At 70.4% G+C, this 14143-nt stretch carries 14 protein-coding genes; 6 read left to right on the forward strand and 8 right to left on the reverse strand.

The annotated features are described in order from the left end of the window. The first annotated feature begins 28 nt into the window (after nucleotides 1-28). Both MRBLMI1x_RS10090 and MRBLMI1x_RS10095 read left to right on the forward strand, forming a co-directional pair. Complete coding sequence (locus MRBLMI1x_RS10090; RefSeq protein ID WP_018188331.1) at nucleotides 29-814, forward strand: isoprenyl transferase; 786 nt, start codon at nucleotides 29-31, stop codon at nucleotides 812-814. 258 nt (nucleotides 815-1072) lie between these two features. Beyond that, nucleotides 1073-2383, forward strand: a complete 1311-nt coding sequence (locus MRBLMI1x_RS10095) for a PhoH family protein (RefSeq protein ID WP_018188330.1) — start codon at nucleotides 1073-1075, stop codon at nucleotides 2381-2383. A 63-nt stretch (nucleotides 2384-2446) separates the two neighbouring features. On the opposite strand, the gene MRBLMI1x_RS10100 is transcribed toward MRBLMI1x_RS10095, so the two are convergent. The 7 genes from MRBLMI1x_RS10100 to xseA are packed head-to-tail and all read right to left on the reverse strand — an operon-like array spanning nucleotide 2447 to nucleotide 8322. Next, the gene (locus MRBLMI1x_RS10100) at nucleotides 2447-3103 is read right to left on the reverse strand and encodes a response regulator transcription factor (protein WP_018188329.1); all 657 of its coding nucleotides are present in this window, start codon (nucleotides 3101-3103) and stop codon (nucleotides 2447-2449) included. Continuing rightward, nucleotides 3100-4080 carry a sensor histidine kinase gene (locus MRBLMI1x_RS10105; RefSeq protein ID WP_018188328.1) on the reverse strand — a complete coding sequence of 327 codons (981 nt, stop codon included), beginning with the start codon at nucleotides 4078-4080 and terminating at the stop codon, nucleotides 3100-3102. Before MRBLMI1x_RS10105 ends, MRBLMI1x_RS10100 begins: the two co-directional genes overlap by 4 nt. A gap of 10 nt (nucleotides 4081-4090) precedes the next feature. Beyond that, a complete protein-coding gene (locus tag MRBLMI1x_RS10110; protein WP_363458578.1) occupies nucleotides 4091-5488 on the reverse strand; it encodes a class II fumarate hydratase in 1398 nt (465 codons plus the stop codon). A 48-nt stretch (nucleotides 5489-5536) separates the two neighbouring features. Further along, on the reverse strand, nucleotides 5537-6175 hold the full coding sequence (locus tag MRBLMI1x_RS10115) for a carbonic anhydrase (protein WP_018188326.1): 639 nt from the start codon (nucleotides 6173-6175) through the stop codon (nucleotides 5537-5539). Further along, nucleotides 6172-6795, reverse strand: coding sequence for a DUF4245 family protein (locus MRBLMI1x_RS10120; RefSeq protein WP_363458580.1), 624 nt, complete (start codon nucleotides 6793-6795; stop codon nucleotides 6172-6174). The genes MRBLMI1x_RS10115 and MRBLMI1x_RS10120 overlap by 4 nt, the downstream gene beginning before the upstream one ends. Next, nucleotides 6795-7016 (reverse strand): exodeoxyribonuclease VII small subunit, encoded by a 222-nt coding sequence (locus MRBLMI1x_RS10125; protein ID WP_018188324.1) that lies wholly within the window; start codon nucleotides 7014-7016, stop codon nucleotides 6795-6797. The genes MRBLMI1x_RS10120 and MRBLMI1x_RS10125 overlap by 1 nt, the downstream gene beginning before the upstream one ends. A 10-nt stretch (nucleotides 7017-7026) precedes the next feature. After that, on the reverse strand, nucleotides 7027-8322 hold the full coding sequence (gene xseA, locus MRBLMI1x_RS10130; RefSeq protein WP_363458582.1) for an exodeoxyribonuclease VII large subunit: 1296 nt from the start codon (nucleotides 8320-8322) through the stop codon (nucleotides 7027-7029). A gap of 85 nt (nucleotides 8323-8407) precedes the next feature. On the opposite strand from xseA, the gene MRBLMI1x_RS10135 reads away from it, so the two are divergent. From MRBLMI1x_RS10135 to MRBLMI1x_RS10145, 3 genes are all read left to right on the forward strand, one after another. Beyond that, nucleotides 8408-9442, forward strand: coding sequence for a 4-hydroxy-3-methylbut-2-enyl diphosphate reductase (locus tag MRBLMI1x_RS10135; RefSeq protein WP_020097070.1), 1035 nt, complete (start codon nucleotides 8408-8410; stop codon nucleotides 9440-9442). After that, nucleotides 9439-9963: a DUF6264 family protein gene (locus MRBLMI1x_RS10140; RefSeq protein WP_018188321.1), complete on the forward strand. Its 525-nt coding sequence runs from the start codon at nucleotides 9439-9441 to the stop codon at nucleotides 9961-9963. Before MRBLMI1x_RS10135 ends, MRBLMI1x_RS10140 begins: the two co-directional genes overlap by 4 nt. 110 nt (nucleotides 9964-10073) lie before the next feature. Then, a complete protein-coding gene (locus MRBLMI1x_RS10145; RefSeq protein ID WP_363458584.1) occupies nucleotides 10074-11807 on the forward strand; it encodes a peptidoglycan DD-metalloendopeptidase family protein in 1734 nt (577 codons plus the stop codon). Between the two features lie 59 nt (nucleotides 11808-11866). Here MRBLMI1x_RS10145 and fbaA read toward each other — a convergent pair whose 3' ends face one another. Continuing rightward, nucleotides 11867-12898 (reverse strand): class II fructose-bisphosphate aldolase, encoded by a 1032-nt coding sequence (fbaA, locus tag MRBLMI1x_RS10150; protein ID WP_363458586.1) that lies wholly within the window; start codon nucleotides 12896-12898, stop codon nucleotides 11867-11869. 183 nt (nucleotides 12899-13081) lie between these two features. On the opposite strand from fbaA, the gene glpX reads away from it, so the two are divergent. Beyond that, nucleotides 13082-14071, forward strand: coding sequence for a class II fructose-bisphosphatase (glpX, locus tag MRBLMI1x_RS10155; protein ID WP_020097071.1), 990 nt, complete (start codon nucleotides 13082-13084; stop codon nucleotides 14069-14071). The last annotated feature ends 72 nt before the right edge of the window (nucleotides 14072-14143 follow it).

Consider the following 14143-nt stretch of genomic DNA (forward strand, 5'->3'; position numbering starts at 1 on the left):
GATCGCCCGGCCGGAGTAGCGTAGCCCTGTGACCCGCGCCCCTTCGACCCAAGGACGCGGACTGCTGTACCGCCTCTACAGCTCGAGGCTGCGGCGCGAGATCGAGGCGGGCACGGTTCCGCACCACGTCGCGATGATGATCGACGGCAACCGCCGATGGGCTCGCCAGCTCGGGTACACGACCGTGTCGCACGGCCACCGCGCCGGTGCCGCGAAGATGCACGAGTTCCTGCGCTGGTGCGACGAGCTCGGCATCCAGGTCGTCTCGCTCTACCTGCTCTCGACGGACAACCTCGTCAAGCGCGACTCGCAGGAGCTCACGGACCTCATCGAGATCATCGCCGACCTCGCCGAGACCCTCTCGCACGAGCCGGGATGGCGCGTGAAGCACGTCGGTCGCGCCGAGGTGCTGCCGTCCGACCTCGCCGACGGCCTCCGGACGGCGGAGGCGCGCACCCGGGAGAACACCGGACTCCACGTCAACCTCGCGGTCGCCTACGGCGGCCGCGGCGAGATCGTCGACGCCGTCCGCAGCATCATCGCGAAGCACAACGAGAAGGGCGGCTCCCTGGAGGAGCTCGCCGAGAGCCTCACCCCCGAGCAGATCGGCGAGCACCTGTACACCGGTGGTCAGCCGGACCCCGACCTCGTGATCCGGACCTCGGGGGAGCAGCGCCTGAGCGACTTCCTGCTGTGGCAGTCCGCGCACAGCGAGTTCTACTTCGTCGAGGCGCTCGGGCCGGACCTGCGCGAGGTCGATTTCCTCCGCGCGATCCGCGACTTCGGCGACCGGGATCGGCGCTTCGGCAGCTGAGCTCGACACGGGCGGATGCCGCCGGTGCACTCGACACGGAGAGTTCACACGTCGGACACATCAGGCGGCGTGTCGTGGCCCCGGAGTGTCGCCGGGGGAGCCTACGTTCATCCCAACGGGCAGAGCGCCCGTTCGGGTCGGCCTCTCACGACTCGTGACCCCTGGTCGACTCGTGACTGCCGGGTGGGTTCCCACCCGGGGCGGGAGTGGGTTGTGGCCACACGAGCACCTGAGAAGCAGCGTTACCAGGACGAGTCCATGGAGGGGGCCGAGGATCAGGACCTCCGCACCTATGTGCTGGACACCTCCGTCCTCCTGAGCGATCCGCGGGCACTGTTCCGGTTCGCCGAGCACTCCGTCGTGCTGCCGGTCGTCGTGATCACCGAGCTGGAGCGCAAGCGCCACGATCCCGAGATCGGGTACTTCGCCCGCCAGGCGCTGCGTCACCTGGACGAGCTGCGCGTCGAGCACGGCCGGCTCGATTTCCCCGTCCCCGTCGGCGACGAGGGCACACTCCGGGTCGAGCTGACCAACACCGACCCGACCGTCCTCCCCGCGGGGATGAGGCTGGGCGACAACGACACCCGCATCCTTTCGGTCGCCATGCACCTGAGCCAGGAGGGGCAGTCCGTCACGGTCGTCTCCAAAGACCTGCCGATGCGCGTCAAGGCGGCCTCCCTCGGCCTCCACGCCGAGGAGTACCTCGCCGAGCAGGCGGTCGATTCCGGGTGGACGGGGATCGCGTCGATCGACCTGTCGGGCGACGAGGTCAGCGACCTCTACGACAGCGAGATCGGCGTCAGCGAGGACGTGCGCGGTCTCCCCGTGAACACGGGCCTCGTGATCCACTCCGAGCGCGGATCCGCGCTCGGCCGGGTCACCGGCGACGGCTCGTACAAGCTCGTCCGCGGTGATCGCGACGTGTTCGGTCTGCACGGCCGCTCGGCCGAGCAGCGGATCGCGATCGACCTGCTCCTCGACCCCGAGGTGGGCATCGTCTCGCTCGGCGGACGCGCCGGCACCGGCAAGTCAGCGCTCGCCCTCTGCGCAGGTCTCCAGTCGGTCCTCGAGCAGCAGCAGCAGAAGAAGATCATCGTCTTCCGCCCGCTCTACGCGGTCGGCGGACAGGAGCTCGGTTACCTGCCCGGCGACCAGCAGGAGAAGATGAACCCCTGGGGTCAGGCGGTGTTCGACACCCTCGGGTCCGTCGTCACCGGCAACGTCCTCGAGGAGGTCGTCGCGCGGGGGATGCTCGAGGTCATGCCGCTCACGCACATCCGCGGCCGCTCCCTCCACGACGCCTTCGTCATCGTGGATGAGGCGCAGTCGCTCGAGCGGAACGTCCTGCTGACCGTGCTCAGCCGCATCGGGCAGAACTCCCGCGTCGTGCTCACCCACGACGTGGGACAGCGCGACAACCTGCGGGTGGGACGCCACGACGGCATCGCATCGGTCATCGAGACCCTCAAGGGCCACGACCTGTTCGGCCACGTCACGCTCGTGCGGTCGGAGCGTTCGGCGATCGCCGCACTCGTGACGGACCTGCTGGAAGCCGGCGAACTCAGCTGAGCCGCATCCTGCACGCCACGACGCCCCCGGCCGACGGACCGGGGGCGTCGTGTGTCGGACGGCTCACTCCCAGCGGTAGCCCTCGCCGCGCACCGTCATGATGTGGTCGGCGCCGAGCTTGGCGCGCAGGTACCGCACGTAGACGTCGACGACGTTCGATCCCGGGTCGAAGTCCAAGCCCCACACCCGGCTCAGCAGGACCTCCCGCGTGAGGACCTCGCCCGCGTTCCGGACGAACTGCTCGGCGAGGGCGAACTCGCGCGACGACAGCTCCACCTCACGGCCGGCCACGGTGGCTCGGCGCGACAGGATGTCGAGCGTGACGTCTCCGCGCGTGAGCGAGGTGGGAGCGCTCGCGGCACTGTCGCGCAGCCGGGACCGCACGCGTGCCATGAGCTCGGCCACCGCGAACGGCTTCGGGACGTAGTCGCTGGCCCCGGCATCCAATCCTTCGATCGTGTCGTTCGTCCCGCTCCGCGCGGTGAGCATGATGACCGGCGTCGTGTGGCCCGCGCCGCGGAGCTCGCGGAGGACGTCGAACCCGTCCATGGTGGGCAGTCCGACGTCGAGCACGATGAGGTCGACGTCGCCCGAGAGCGCGATCTCGAGGGCGTCGGGTCCGTCCTCGGCGCCGACCGCCTCGAATCCCTCCGCGTGCACGGCGCGCGAGACGAGCGACACGATGTGCGGTTCGTCGTCGACGATCAGGATGCGGGTCATTCAGTGGCCTCTCGCTGCAGCAGAACATCGCCGGCGCGGATGGGTGACGGCAGCGCCCCCCGGGTGCCGATGGGTATCTCCAGGGTGAACGTAGCACCGCCGCCGGGGGTGTCGGCGACGGCGCAGTACCCGCCGTGGGCCTTCGCGATCGCGTCGACGATCGCCAGGCCCAGACCCGAGCCGCCGACATGTCGTTTGCCCGTTCCGCGGTCGAAGCGGCGGAAGATCCGGTGGCGGACGGCGGGCGGGATGCCGGGGCCGTGGTCGCGCACCCAGAGCTGCGCTCCGGCGGCGTGGACGGCGCTCCCGATCTCGATCACCGTGCCGGTGGGGGAGTACTTGGCGGCGTTGTCGGCGAGCTGCACCCACGCCTGCAGCAGACGATCGCCGTCGGCGCGGATCACCGCATCCGCCCCCTGCTCGACGCGCCAGTCGTGGTCGCCGATCACCCCGACCATCTCGAAGACCCGCTGGGTGAGCGCGGCGAGGTCCACCTCGCCCGTGGAGAGCTGTCCGCCCTCGACGGCCGCCAGCACGTCGATGTCGCCGATGAGGCGGGTCATACGGTCGAGCTCGGCGATGCCGAGCGCGCGGATCGCCTCGACGTCGTCCGGGTCCGCGGCATCCATCATCTCGAGGTGGCCGCGGACGATCGTGATGGGCGTCTTCAATTCGTGACGCACATCGTCGAGCAACCGCTGCTGGGCCTCGAACGCGCCCTCCACCGTGTCGCCGGCGGCCAGTGCGGCCAGCCCTCGTCGCTCGAGGACCGCCCAGCCCACGACACCCACGCCCGCCAGGGCGGGGACCGTGGCGATCGCCCAGATGAGCGCGGTCCACCCGGCGGCGGCCGGGGCGACCAGCAGCACGACGACGAACGCCGCCGCACCCACGCCGACGAGGCCCGCTGCGGCGACCGCGAGAAGGATCCCGAGTCCCGGCGTGCCCCGTCGCGGTGGTGCGGCGGCGCTGTTCACGCTCCGATTATCAACCCGGGTGGGTCATCGAGAGGAGGTCGAGCTTCTCATCGAGCTGCTGCTCGGACAGCTCGCCCCGCTCGACGTAGCCGAGGTCGATCACGGCGTCCCGGACGGTGATGCCCTTCGCGACGGAGCGCTTGGCGATCTTCGCGGCGGCCTCGTACCCGATGAGCTTGTTGAGCGGGGTCACGATCGAGGGCGACATCCCCGCGTATGCGGCGGCGCGCTCGACGTTCGCCTCGAGCCCGCTCACCGTCTTGTCGGCGAGCACCCGCATGGCGTTGGAGAGCAGCCGGATCGACTCGAGCAGCGCCGTACCCATCACGGGGATCGCGACGTTGAGCTCGAACGAGCCGGATGCCCCGGCCCAGGCGACCGTCGCGTCGTTGCCGATGACGCGGGCGGCGACCATCAGGGTCGCCTCGGGGACGACGGGGTTGACCTTGCCGGGCATGATCGACGAGCCCGGCTGCAAGTCGGGGATGTGCAGCTCTCCGAGACCGGTGTTCGGTCCCGACCCCATCCAGCGGATGTCGTTGTTGATCTTCGTGAGCGAGACGGCGATGGTGCGGAGTGCCCCGGATGCCTCGACGAGACCGTCGCGGTTGGCCTGCGCCTCGAAGTGGTCCTTGGCCTCGGTGATCGGCAGCTCGGTCTCGGCGGCCAGGAGCTCGATGACCTTCTGCGGGAAGCCCAGGGGGGTGTTGATGCCCGTGCCGACGGCGGTGCCGCCGAGGGGGACCTCGCCGACGCGCGGGAGGACGGCCTGGACGCGCTCGATGCCGAGACGCATCTGACGCGCGTAGCCGCCGAACTCCTGACCGAGGGTGACCGGTGTCGCGTCCATGAGGTGCGTACGGCCGCTCTTGACGACGCTCTTCCACGCCTGCGCCTTCTCCTCGAAGGCCACGGCGAGGTGGTCCAGGGCGGGGATCAGGTCGTCGATGAGGGCCTGGGTGACGGCGATGTGCACCGACGTGGGGAACACGTCGTTGGACGACTGCGACGCGTTGACGTGGTCGTTCGGGTGAACGCTCGAACCGAGCTTGCGGGTCGCGAGGGTCGCGAGGACCTCGTTCATGTTCATGTTCGACGAGGTGCCCGAACCGGTCTGGTACGTGTCGACCGGGAACTGCGCGTCGTAGGCGCCGGTGACGACCTCGTCCGCGGCCCAGGCGATCGCGTCGGCGATCGAGCCGTCGAGGGTGCCGAGGTCCTTGTTGGCCAGCGCGGCGGCCTTCTTGATGCGCGCCAGGGCCGCGATCTGCGTCGACTCGAGTCCCGAGCCCGAGATGGGGAAGTTCTCGACGGCACGCTGGGTCTGCGCGGCGTAGAGCGCGTCCTTCGGCACGCGCACCTCACCCATCGTGTCGTGCTCGATGCGGTAGTCGGTCTCGTCAGTCATGTCGTTCACGTCCTCGTTTCACGTGTCTGCGGAAGGGGGATGGGGGCGTCAGCCGGCTTCGCCGACGACGACGTCGGGGATCGCGGTGCCGTCGGCCAGGCGATAGTTCGCCCCGACCACCGCCACGCGTCCCTCGGCCACGGCGTCGCTGATGAGCTCGGAGGAGTGCAGGATGCCGGCGACGGTGTCGCGCAGGTGCTCGCGGCCGACCTCCTCGGCATCGACCGACGCTGCACTCGAGCCGGGGGTGGCCTGCAGGACGCGGCGGACGGCGGGAACGATCGGTGCGACCTGGCGCCAGATGCCGGCCGGGAGGGCGGGCGCGTCGGGAGCCGTCGATTCGATGGCGGCGCGGACGGCGCCGCACTCGTCGTGCCCGAGGACCACGATCAGCGGCACACCCAGGACGGCGACGGCGTACTCGAGACTGCCGACCACGGAGTCGGAGATCACCTGCCCGGCGTTGCGGATGACGAACAGATCGCCGAGTCCCTCGTCGAAGATGATCTCCGCCGCGAGTCGGGAGTCGGAGCAGCCGAACAGGGCCGCGGTCGGACGCTGCACGTGCGCCAGTTCATGGCGACGCTCCGCATCCTGTCGGGGGTGCTGGGGCTCTCCGGCGACGAATCGGCGGTTGCCGGCGAGCATGGCGGACCAGACGTCGGACGGGCGGGGGTTCTCGCTCATCGCGCCTCCTCTCTCAGGGTGCGGATCTGGTCGCCGAGGCTCTCGGCGACCGTCGTGGCGGCGCCTTGGTCGGTGGACTCGGCCAGGCCGATGACGACCGTGTCGGAGCCGATGGTCGTGGACAGGGCGTAGGTGATCTTCTCCACCGACGACGGCAGGTCGTAGACGTCCCACTCGATGCCGTCGATGGTCGACGTGCCGGTGGGTGCGTAGCCGCCCAGCTCTCGCGACACCCACTGCGCGGGCGGGTCGAACGCCTGGGTGACCTCGACGTAACCGCTCGACGGGGCGTACACGATGCGCCACTCACCGCCGTCGACGAGCGCGGAGTTGGCACGCCACGATCCGGGCACTCCGGGGACGATCACACCGCGTCCGACGGTCTTCTCGGCCGCCGCTGCCGCGGCGGGGACATCCGCCTCGGGGGTGTCGGCGGGGGTGCCCCGTGGCACGCCGAGGTAGACCACGGCCATGATGCCGAGGCAGACGATGAGCGCGGCGATCAGGTTGCGGAAGGTCTTGCTGGACCGGTAGCGCTGCGACGACGCGGCCTTGCGGGCTGCGGTCTCGTCCGGCGTTTCGGGCCGGCCGAGCTCGGCGACGACGCGGGGTTTGGCCATCAGGACGCGGTCCCGCCGTCGGGGCGCGCCTCGTCGAGCCGCCGCTTGGCGCCCAGCAGCCATTCCTCGCAGCGCGCCGCGAGGGCCTCGCCGCGCGTCCACAGGCTGAGCGACTCCTCGAGCGTGGGCGACCCCTGCTCGAGTTTCGCGACGACCTGGACGAGCTCGTCGCGGGCCTGCTCGAAAGTGAGGCTCGAGACATCACCCGCGTCGCTCGTCATGCCTCCCATCCTAGATCGCGGAGGGAGCGGCATCCGCCCCCGTCTCGGCGATCTCGCCCGCCGAGCGCGCCGCGAACGAGCCGCGCCCCACCGTCACGACGACGTCGGTCCCCGCGGGCGCCTGCTCCGCGTCGCGGACGATGCCGCCGCCGGGGAGGTGCGCGATCGCGTAGCCGCGGTCGAGGGTGGCGCCGGGGGAGAGGGCGCGGAGGGATGCCCGGAGCTCAGCGGTCGAGCGGGCCGCGGCATCCCATCTGCGGGTCATCACGTCGCGACCGCGGGACGACAGCGCGACGATCTCCTGCGCGCGGCCGGTCAGCAGGGACTCCGGATCCCGCAGGACCGGGCGCGAGCGCAGCTGGGCGAGCGCGGCGATGTCGTGGCCGACACGCTGGGTCAGCCGGGTGCGAGCGCGGCTCCGCAACTGCTGCACGAGGGCCCGCTGCTCGGACACGTCCGGCACGACCCGCTTGGCGGCGTCCGTCGGTGTGGAGGCCCGGAGATCGGCGACCTCGTCGAGGAGCGGGTGGTCGTTCTCGTGTCCGATGGCGGAGACGACGGGGGTGGATGCCGCGGCCACCGCGCGGACGAGCCTCTCGTCGCTGAAGCCGAGCAGGGTCTGCGGATCGCCGCCGCCGCGGGCGATGATGATGACGTCGACCTCGGGATCGGCGTCCAGCTCGCGGAGGGCGGCCAGCGTCTCGGGGACGCAGCGGTCGCCCTGCACGGCCGCATGGATCGTCCGGAACCGGACGTGCGGCCAGCGCAGCTCCGCGTTGCGGTGGACGTCCTTCTCCGCGTCGCTGCGCTCACCCGTGATCAACCCGATGACGTGGGGCAGGAACGGAAGCGGCTGCTTGCGTGCCGGGTCGAAGAGACCCTCTGAGCGGAGCGTCGCGCGCAGTCGCTCGAGCCGCTCGAGCTGATCCCCGAGACCGGTGTGACGCATGGCGGAGACGGTGAAGCTGAAATCGCCCGTCTTCACGAAGTAGTCGGCCTTGACGCACGCGACCACACGGTCGCCGATCTTCAGGTCGCCGGGGGTGCGCTGCAGCGTGGAGGACCACATGCGGAACGAGAGCATGCCGTCGCCCGAGGCATCCTTCAATCGTCCGAAGACGTGACCACCGCGGAGGTTCCACGCGGTGATCTCGCCCTCGACCCAGACCGCGCCCCACTTCTGCACGAAGTCGCGGATGGTCTCGTTCAGACGGGAGACCGAAGTCGGGGTGTCGGGGGAGGAGTCCCGCGGGTGCACCGCATCCGGCGGCGGGACGGCACCCGCCTCGGTCTGGAAAGTCGTCACGGTGACCCATCTTGGCGCACACGTCCCCCACCCAGCCCGGGGTTCGTACAATCAAGGGGTGACCTCACCTGCCGTTTCGCTGCCGATGCCCCGGATCCCGGGAGCCCGCGGGCGGCTCGTCGATCTTCCCGTCCAGGGCGCCAAGCGCGTCCTCCTCGCCGCACCCCGCGGGTACTGCGCGGGTGTCGACCGTGCCGTCATCGCCGTCGAGAAGGCGCTGGAGCGGTACGGCGCCCCCGTCTACGTCCGCAAGCAGATCGTCCACAACATCCACGTCGTGACCGAGCTCGAGTCGATGGGCGCGATCTTCGTCGACGAGGTCGACGAAGTCCCCGAGGGTGCGCACGTCGTCTTCAGCGCGCACGGGGTGTCGCCCGCCGTCGTCAACGCCGCCGCGGACCGCGGACTGCAGGCGATCGACGCCACCTGCCCTCTCGTGACGAAGGTCCACCGTGAAGCCGTCCGCTTCGCCCGCGACGACTTCGAGATCCTCCTCATCGGGCACGACGGCCACGAAGAGGTAGAGGGGACCGCGGGGGAGGCACCGGATCACGTCACCGTCGTGAACTCGCCCGACGAGGCGGACCGCGTCGTCGTGAAGGACCCCGACAAGGTCGTCTGGCTCTCGCAGACGACGCTGTCGGTCGACGAGACGATGGACACCGTCCGCCGGCTGCGAGAACGGTTCCCGAACCTGCAGGACCCGCCGTCGGACGACATCTGCTACGCGACGCAGAACCGCCAGGTCGCGATCAAGAAGGTCGCGCAGGATGCCGACCTGGTGATCGTCGTCGGCTCGGCGAACTCCTCGAACAGCGTCCGTCTCGTCGAGGTCGCCCTCGAGTACGGCGCGAAGGCGGCCTACCGCGTCGACTACTCGCACGAGATCAAGCAGGAGTGGCTCGACGGTGTCGAGACGGTCGGCGTCACGTCCGGCGCATCCGTTCCCGAGGTCCTCGTGACCGAGGTGCTCGAGGATCTGGCCGGAGCGGGGTATCGCGACGTCGCCGAGGTGAAGACCGCAGAGGAGGACCTCATGTTCTCGCTCCCGAAGGAACTGCGTCAGGACCTCGAAGGTCGCCGTGACGAGCGCGCTCTCGGGGGACGGAACCGCTCGTGAGCGAGGAACCCCGACCGCGACCGCAGTACGGGGAGTACGCGACGCCCGAGCAGCAGCGGGCGGCGATCCGTCAGCCCGAGCCGGCAGCGCCGGCACCCGTCGACGCCCCGCATCCGCCGACGGCTCCCGCCACCACTGTCGCGGCGCGCCCGACCCGGACGGCGGACCGCATCATCACGGTCGCGCTCCTGGTGTACGGGCTCGTCACCGTCGTGAGCGCGATCCCGCAACTCGTCGACTTCACCGCGTTCGCGAAGACGTGGATGGAGGTCGCGGGCGTCGAGGGCGAGTTCACCAATACGGCGCAGGGCGCGCTGTGGGGCGGCGTCGGCGCGACGGTGTTCGCCGTCGGGTGGGTGCTCACCGCCGTTCTGTCGTGGTGGTCGCTCGCACGCGGGCGAGTGAGCTGGTGGATCCCGCTCGTGGGAGCGATCGTGACGTTCGTCATCGTCAGCGTCTGCCTCGTCGTGCCGCTGTTCGGCGACCCGGGGCTCGTCCGCGGACTGGCGCTCACCTCCTGAGGCCGGCGGCCCCGACCGCCGCTCCGGACGGTTGGAGAACGCCTTCCCTGCCTGATACTTTTACGGCTGCTGCGGGTTCTCCCTCGCGCGCTCATCTCGGGAGGGGAACTGTGACCGGCACACACCGGAGGTTCGCCTCCACCGCCATCGCCGTGGCCTGCACTGTCGGGCTGCTGCTCGCCTCGCCGTCGGCGGCGGCGACGGCGGCGACGCCGGCCCCGATCGCCACCCCCGCAGCTACAGCCGCCGCGCTGACGCCCGGCACCGTGGCCGTGACGGGTGCTCCCGCCGTCGGCCGCACGCTGACCGCCGCGGTCGCCGGTTTCGGGCCCGCCCCGGTCGTCCTGACCTATCAGTGGTTGCGCGGCACGGCGGCCATCCCGGGAGCCACGGCGTCGACCTACGCACTCGTCTCCGCGGATGCCGGGGCCACGGTCTCGGTCCGCGTGACCGTGTCGAAGGCGGGATACACGTCGCTCGTCCGCTCGAGCAGCGGCGTCACGGTCGAGCGCGTCCTCGGCGCGCCGTCGGGCGTCACCATCTCGGGGGCGGGAACGGTCGGGGGAACCTTGACGGCGAACCCGGGGACGTGGACGCCCGCGGGCGTGACCGTCGGGTATCAGTGGTTGCGCAACGGCGGCGTGATCCCGGGAGCGACGGCTCGCACCTACCGGATGGTGGCCGCCGATGCGGGCACGACCGTGTCCGTCCGCGTGACGGGCGTGAAATCCGGGTACACGACCGCGTCCCGGACGTCAGGCGGGGTCGCTGTCCTCGCCCCCTTCACGACGACGCCGACGCCGACGATCTCCGGTTCCGCGACCGCGGGCGGTGTGCTCCGGGTGAACACCGGCACCTGGCAGCCTGCGCCGACGCAGTTCGGCGTCCAGTGGCGCGTCGACGGCAACCCCGTCGACGGTGCGACGGGCACGAGCTGGGAAGTGCCGACCGGGGTCGCCGGGCGGTCGGTGTCCGTCTCGGTCACGGCGTACCGCGCGAACCATCGGCCGGTCACGAAGACGTCCGCAGCGCGGTCCGTGTCGTGGTCGCTCGGGACATCCATGACCCCGGGGACGATGCTCCGGCCCGGAGTGAAGCTGACCTCTCCCGACGGTCGCTCCGCTTTCGGCATCCTCGGCGACGGCAACGTCGGCCTCACCCGCGGATACGCACTGACGAGGACCGCGAGGACCACGTTCGCCTTCGACGGCCGGCTCTCGTTCACCAAGGACGGCGAACTCCTCCTGCTGAACCAGTACGACGTCGTGCTCTGGAGCTCGCGGACGGCCGGCCTCGGAGCCACGGGCGCCGTGCTCGGCAACGACGGTGTCCTGCGCCTGGTCGACGGCAACGGAGACGATGTGTGGACGAGCGAGAAGATGGCGGCGCTGCCGGACGCGACGGGAGCCGCGGCATCCGTCCCGGGGCGCTACGGCTGGGCGTACCCGCTGCGCCCGAACGGGAAGTTCACCACCTACGCCGGCCACAGCGGCGACGACATCGCCGCTCCCACGGGGACGCCGATCTACGCAATGCGCGGCGGCACGGTCTCGGTGCGCGAGGTGTGGATCACGAGCGGATGCCCCTCGTGGGCTCCGAACAAGACGAAGCAGAAGGAGGTCGTCGTCACCTCGACCGTCGACGGCCACCGCTTCGAGCAGGTTTACGCCCACCTCAGCGCGTTCTCGGTGAAGACCGGCCAGTCCGTGGCGGCCGGGCAGCGGATCGGTTCGGTCGGCTCGACGGGCTGCTCCACCGGGCCGCACCTCCACACGGCGTTCGCCGTGGACGGGGTGCGCTACGAGCTCTACCCGCGCGACGTCCTGGGCACCGCCTCCTACTGACGCTCCGCACGACGAAGCCCCGGTCCGCAGAGAACCGGGGCTTCGTCGTACGAGGGAGGTCAGACGCCGAGCGACTTGCCCGCCGAGCCGAGCTGCTGCGTGGCGGCGACGACGCGCTGCGCCATCGCCGACTCGGCGACCTTGCCCCACGCGCGCGGGTCGTACTGCTTCTTGTTGCCGACCTCGCCGTCGAGCTTCAGGACGCCCTCGTAGTTGGCGAGCATGAAGCCGGCGACCGAGCGGGTGAAGGCGTACTGCGTGTCGGTGTCGATGTTCATCTTCACGACGCCGTTGGCGACCGCGGTGGCGATCTCATCGTCCGACGAGCCGCTGCCGCCGTGGAAGACGAGGTCGAGGGGCTTCGGGCCGGTACCGAAGTGCGCGGCGATGCCTTCCTGGATCTCACCGAGGAGCTCGGGGCGGAGCTTTACGCCGCCCGGCTTGTAGACACCGTGCACGTTGCCGAAGGTGAGGGCCGAGATGTAACGGCCGTTCTCGCCGAGACCGAGGGCCTCGACGGCCTTGGTCACGTCGGCGACGGTCGTGTAGAGCGCGTCGTTCGAGCCCTCGTGCTGGACGCCGTCCTCTTCGCCGCCGACGACGCCGACCTCGATCTCGAGGATCGCGTTGATGTTCTTCATCCGGGGGAGCAGGTGCCGTGCGATCTCGATGTTCTCGTCGAGGGGAACCGCCGAGCCGTCCCACATGTGCGACTGGAAGATCGGGTTGCGGCCCGCCTTGACCTCGGCCTCGGAGGCCTCGATGAGCGGCAGCACGAAGCCGGGGAGGGCGTCCTTCGGGCAGTGGTCGGTGTGGAGGGCGACCGTGATCGGGTAGTTCTTTGCGACCTCGGTGACGTACTTGGCGAACGCCAGGGCGCCGGTCGCACGACCCTTCACCGTGTGGCCGGCGAAGTAGTCCGCGCCGCCGGTGGTGACCTGGAGGATGCCGTCGGAGCCGGCCTCGGTCAGGCCCTGGAGGACGGCGTTGATGGTCTGCGAGCTCGAGACGTTGATCGCGGGGTAGGCGAAGCCGCCTGCCTTCGCGCGGTCCAGCATGTCGGCGTACTGGTCGGGTGTGGCGACGGGCATGTCAGCTCCTCGGGAAAGTCAGTGATTCACCGCAACTCTATCGAAGGGATGCCGCTCCCTCCCGAGCCGGCACGCTCGCCCAGAAGACAGCCTCCCTTCCGGATCGGAAAGATTCCGCATTCCTTCATCAGGCGAGGCCGGGAAACACGTGGTCGGCGGCGGCAACGGTCCTAGGCTGAGCCCATGGTGAGCCTGACTGCCGACATGAGTCCGCTGCATCCCGACCGCAACCTCGCGCTGGAGCTCGTTCGCGCGACCGAGGCAGCCGCGATCCGATCCGTTCCGTTCATCGGACGAGGGAAGAAGGAGCTCGCCGACGGCGCCGCCGTCGACGCCATGCGGGCGTTCCTCACCACGGTGAACTTCGACGGTGTCATCGTGATCGGCGAAGGGGAGAAGGACAACGCCCCGATGCTCTTCAACGGCGAGCGTGTCGGCACGGGGCGGGGGCCGCAGTGCGACATCGCGGTCGATCCGATCGACGGCACGACACTCACCGCGGAAGGACGCAACAACGCCCTCTCGGTGATCGCCGTGGCCGATCGCGGCGCGATGCTCGACGCCTCGACCGTCTTCTACATGGACAAGATCGTGACGGGTCCCGAGGGCGTCGGAGTGGTCGACATCCGCCTGCCGATCGCGGAGAACATCCGCCGCCTGGCGAAGGCGCTCGACAAGCCCGTCGACGAGCTCGTCGTCTCGGTGCTGAACCGCCCCCGGCACGCCCGGCTGATCGAGGAGATCCGGGATGCCGGTGCCGGCACGCGCCTCATGAGCGACGGCGACGTCGCGGGCGGCATCAACGCCGCGCGCCACAACGCCCGCACCGACATGTGCGTGGGTGTCGGCGGCAGCCCCGAGGGCATCGTCACCGCGTGCGCCATCAAGGCGCTCGGCGGCCACATCCAAGGTCGCCTGTGGGCGCGCGACGACGACGAGAAGCAGCGCGGGATCGACGCGGGTCTGAAGCTCGACGACCACGTCTACGAAGCGGATGACCTCGTCCGCGGCAACAACACGCTCTTCGTCGCGACGGGCGTCACCAACGGCGAACTCGTCGCGGGGGTGCGTCGCGCGGGTGACTTCGTCTACACCGAGAGCGTCGTGCTCCGCGGGGCATCCGGGACGCTTCGCCGCATCTCGTCGGAGCACCTCACCTCGAAGTGGCTCTGAGTCGAGTCGCTCGCCGGGCGACCGCGTAGCGGACACGCGCCGGGCGTCAACCCAGGATCGCGGACGAGGCCT

The organism is Microbacterium sp. LMI1x-1-1.1 (genome assembly GCF_040676205.1).
Taxonomy (GTDB): Bacteria; Actinomycetota; Actinomycetes; order Actinomycetales; family Microbacteriaceae; genus Microbacterium; species Microbacterium aquilitoris.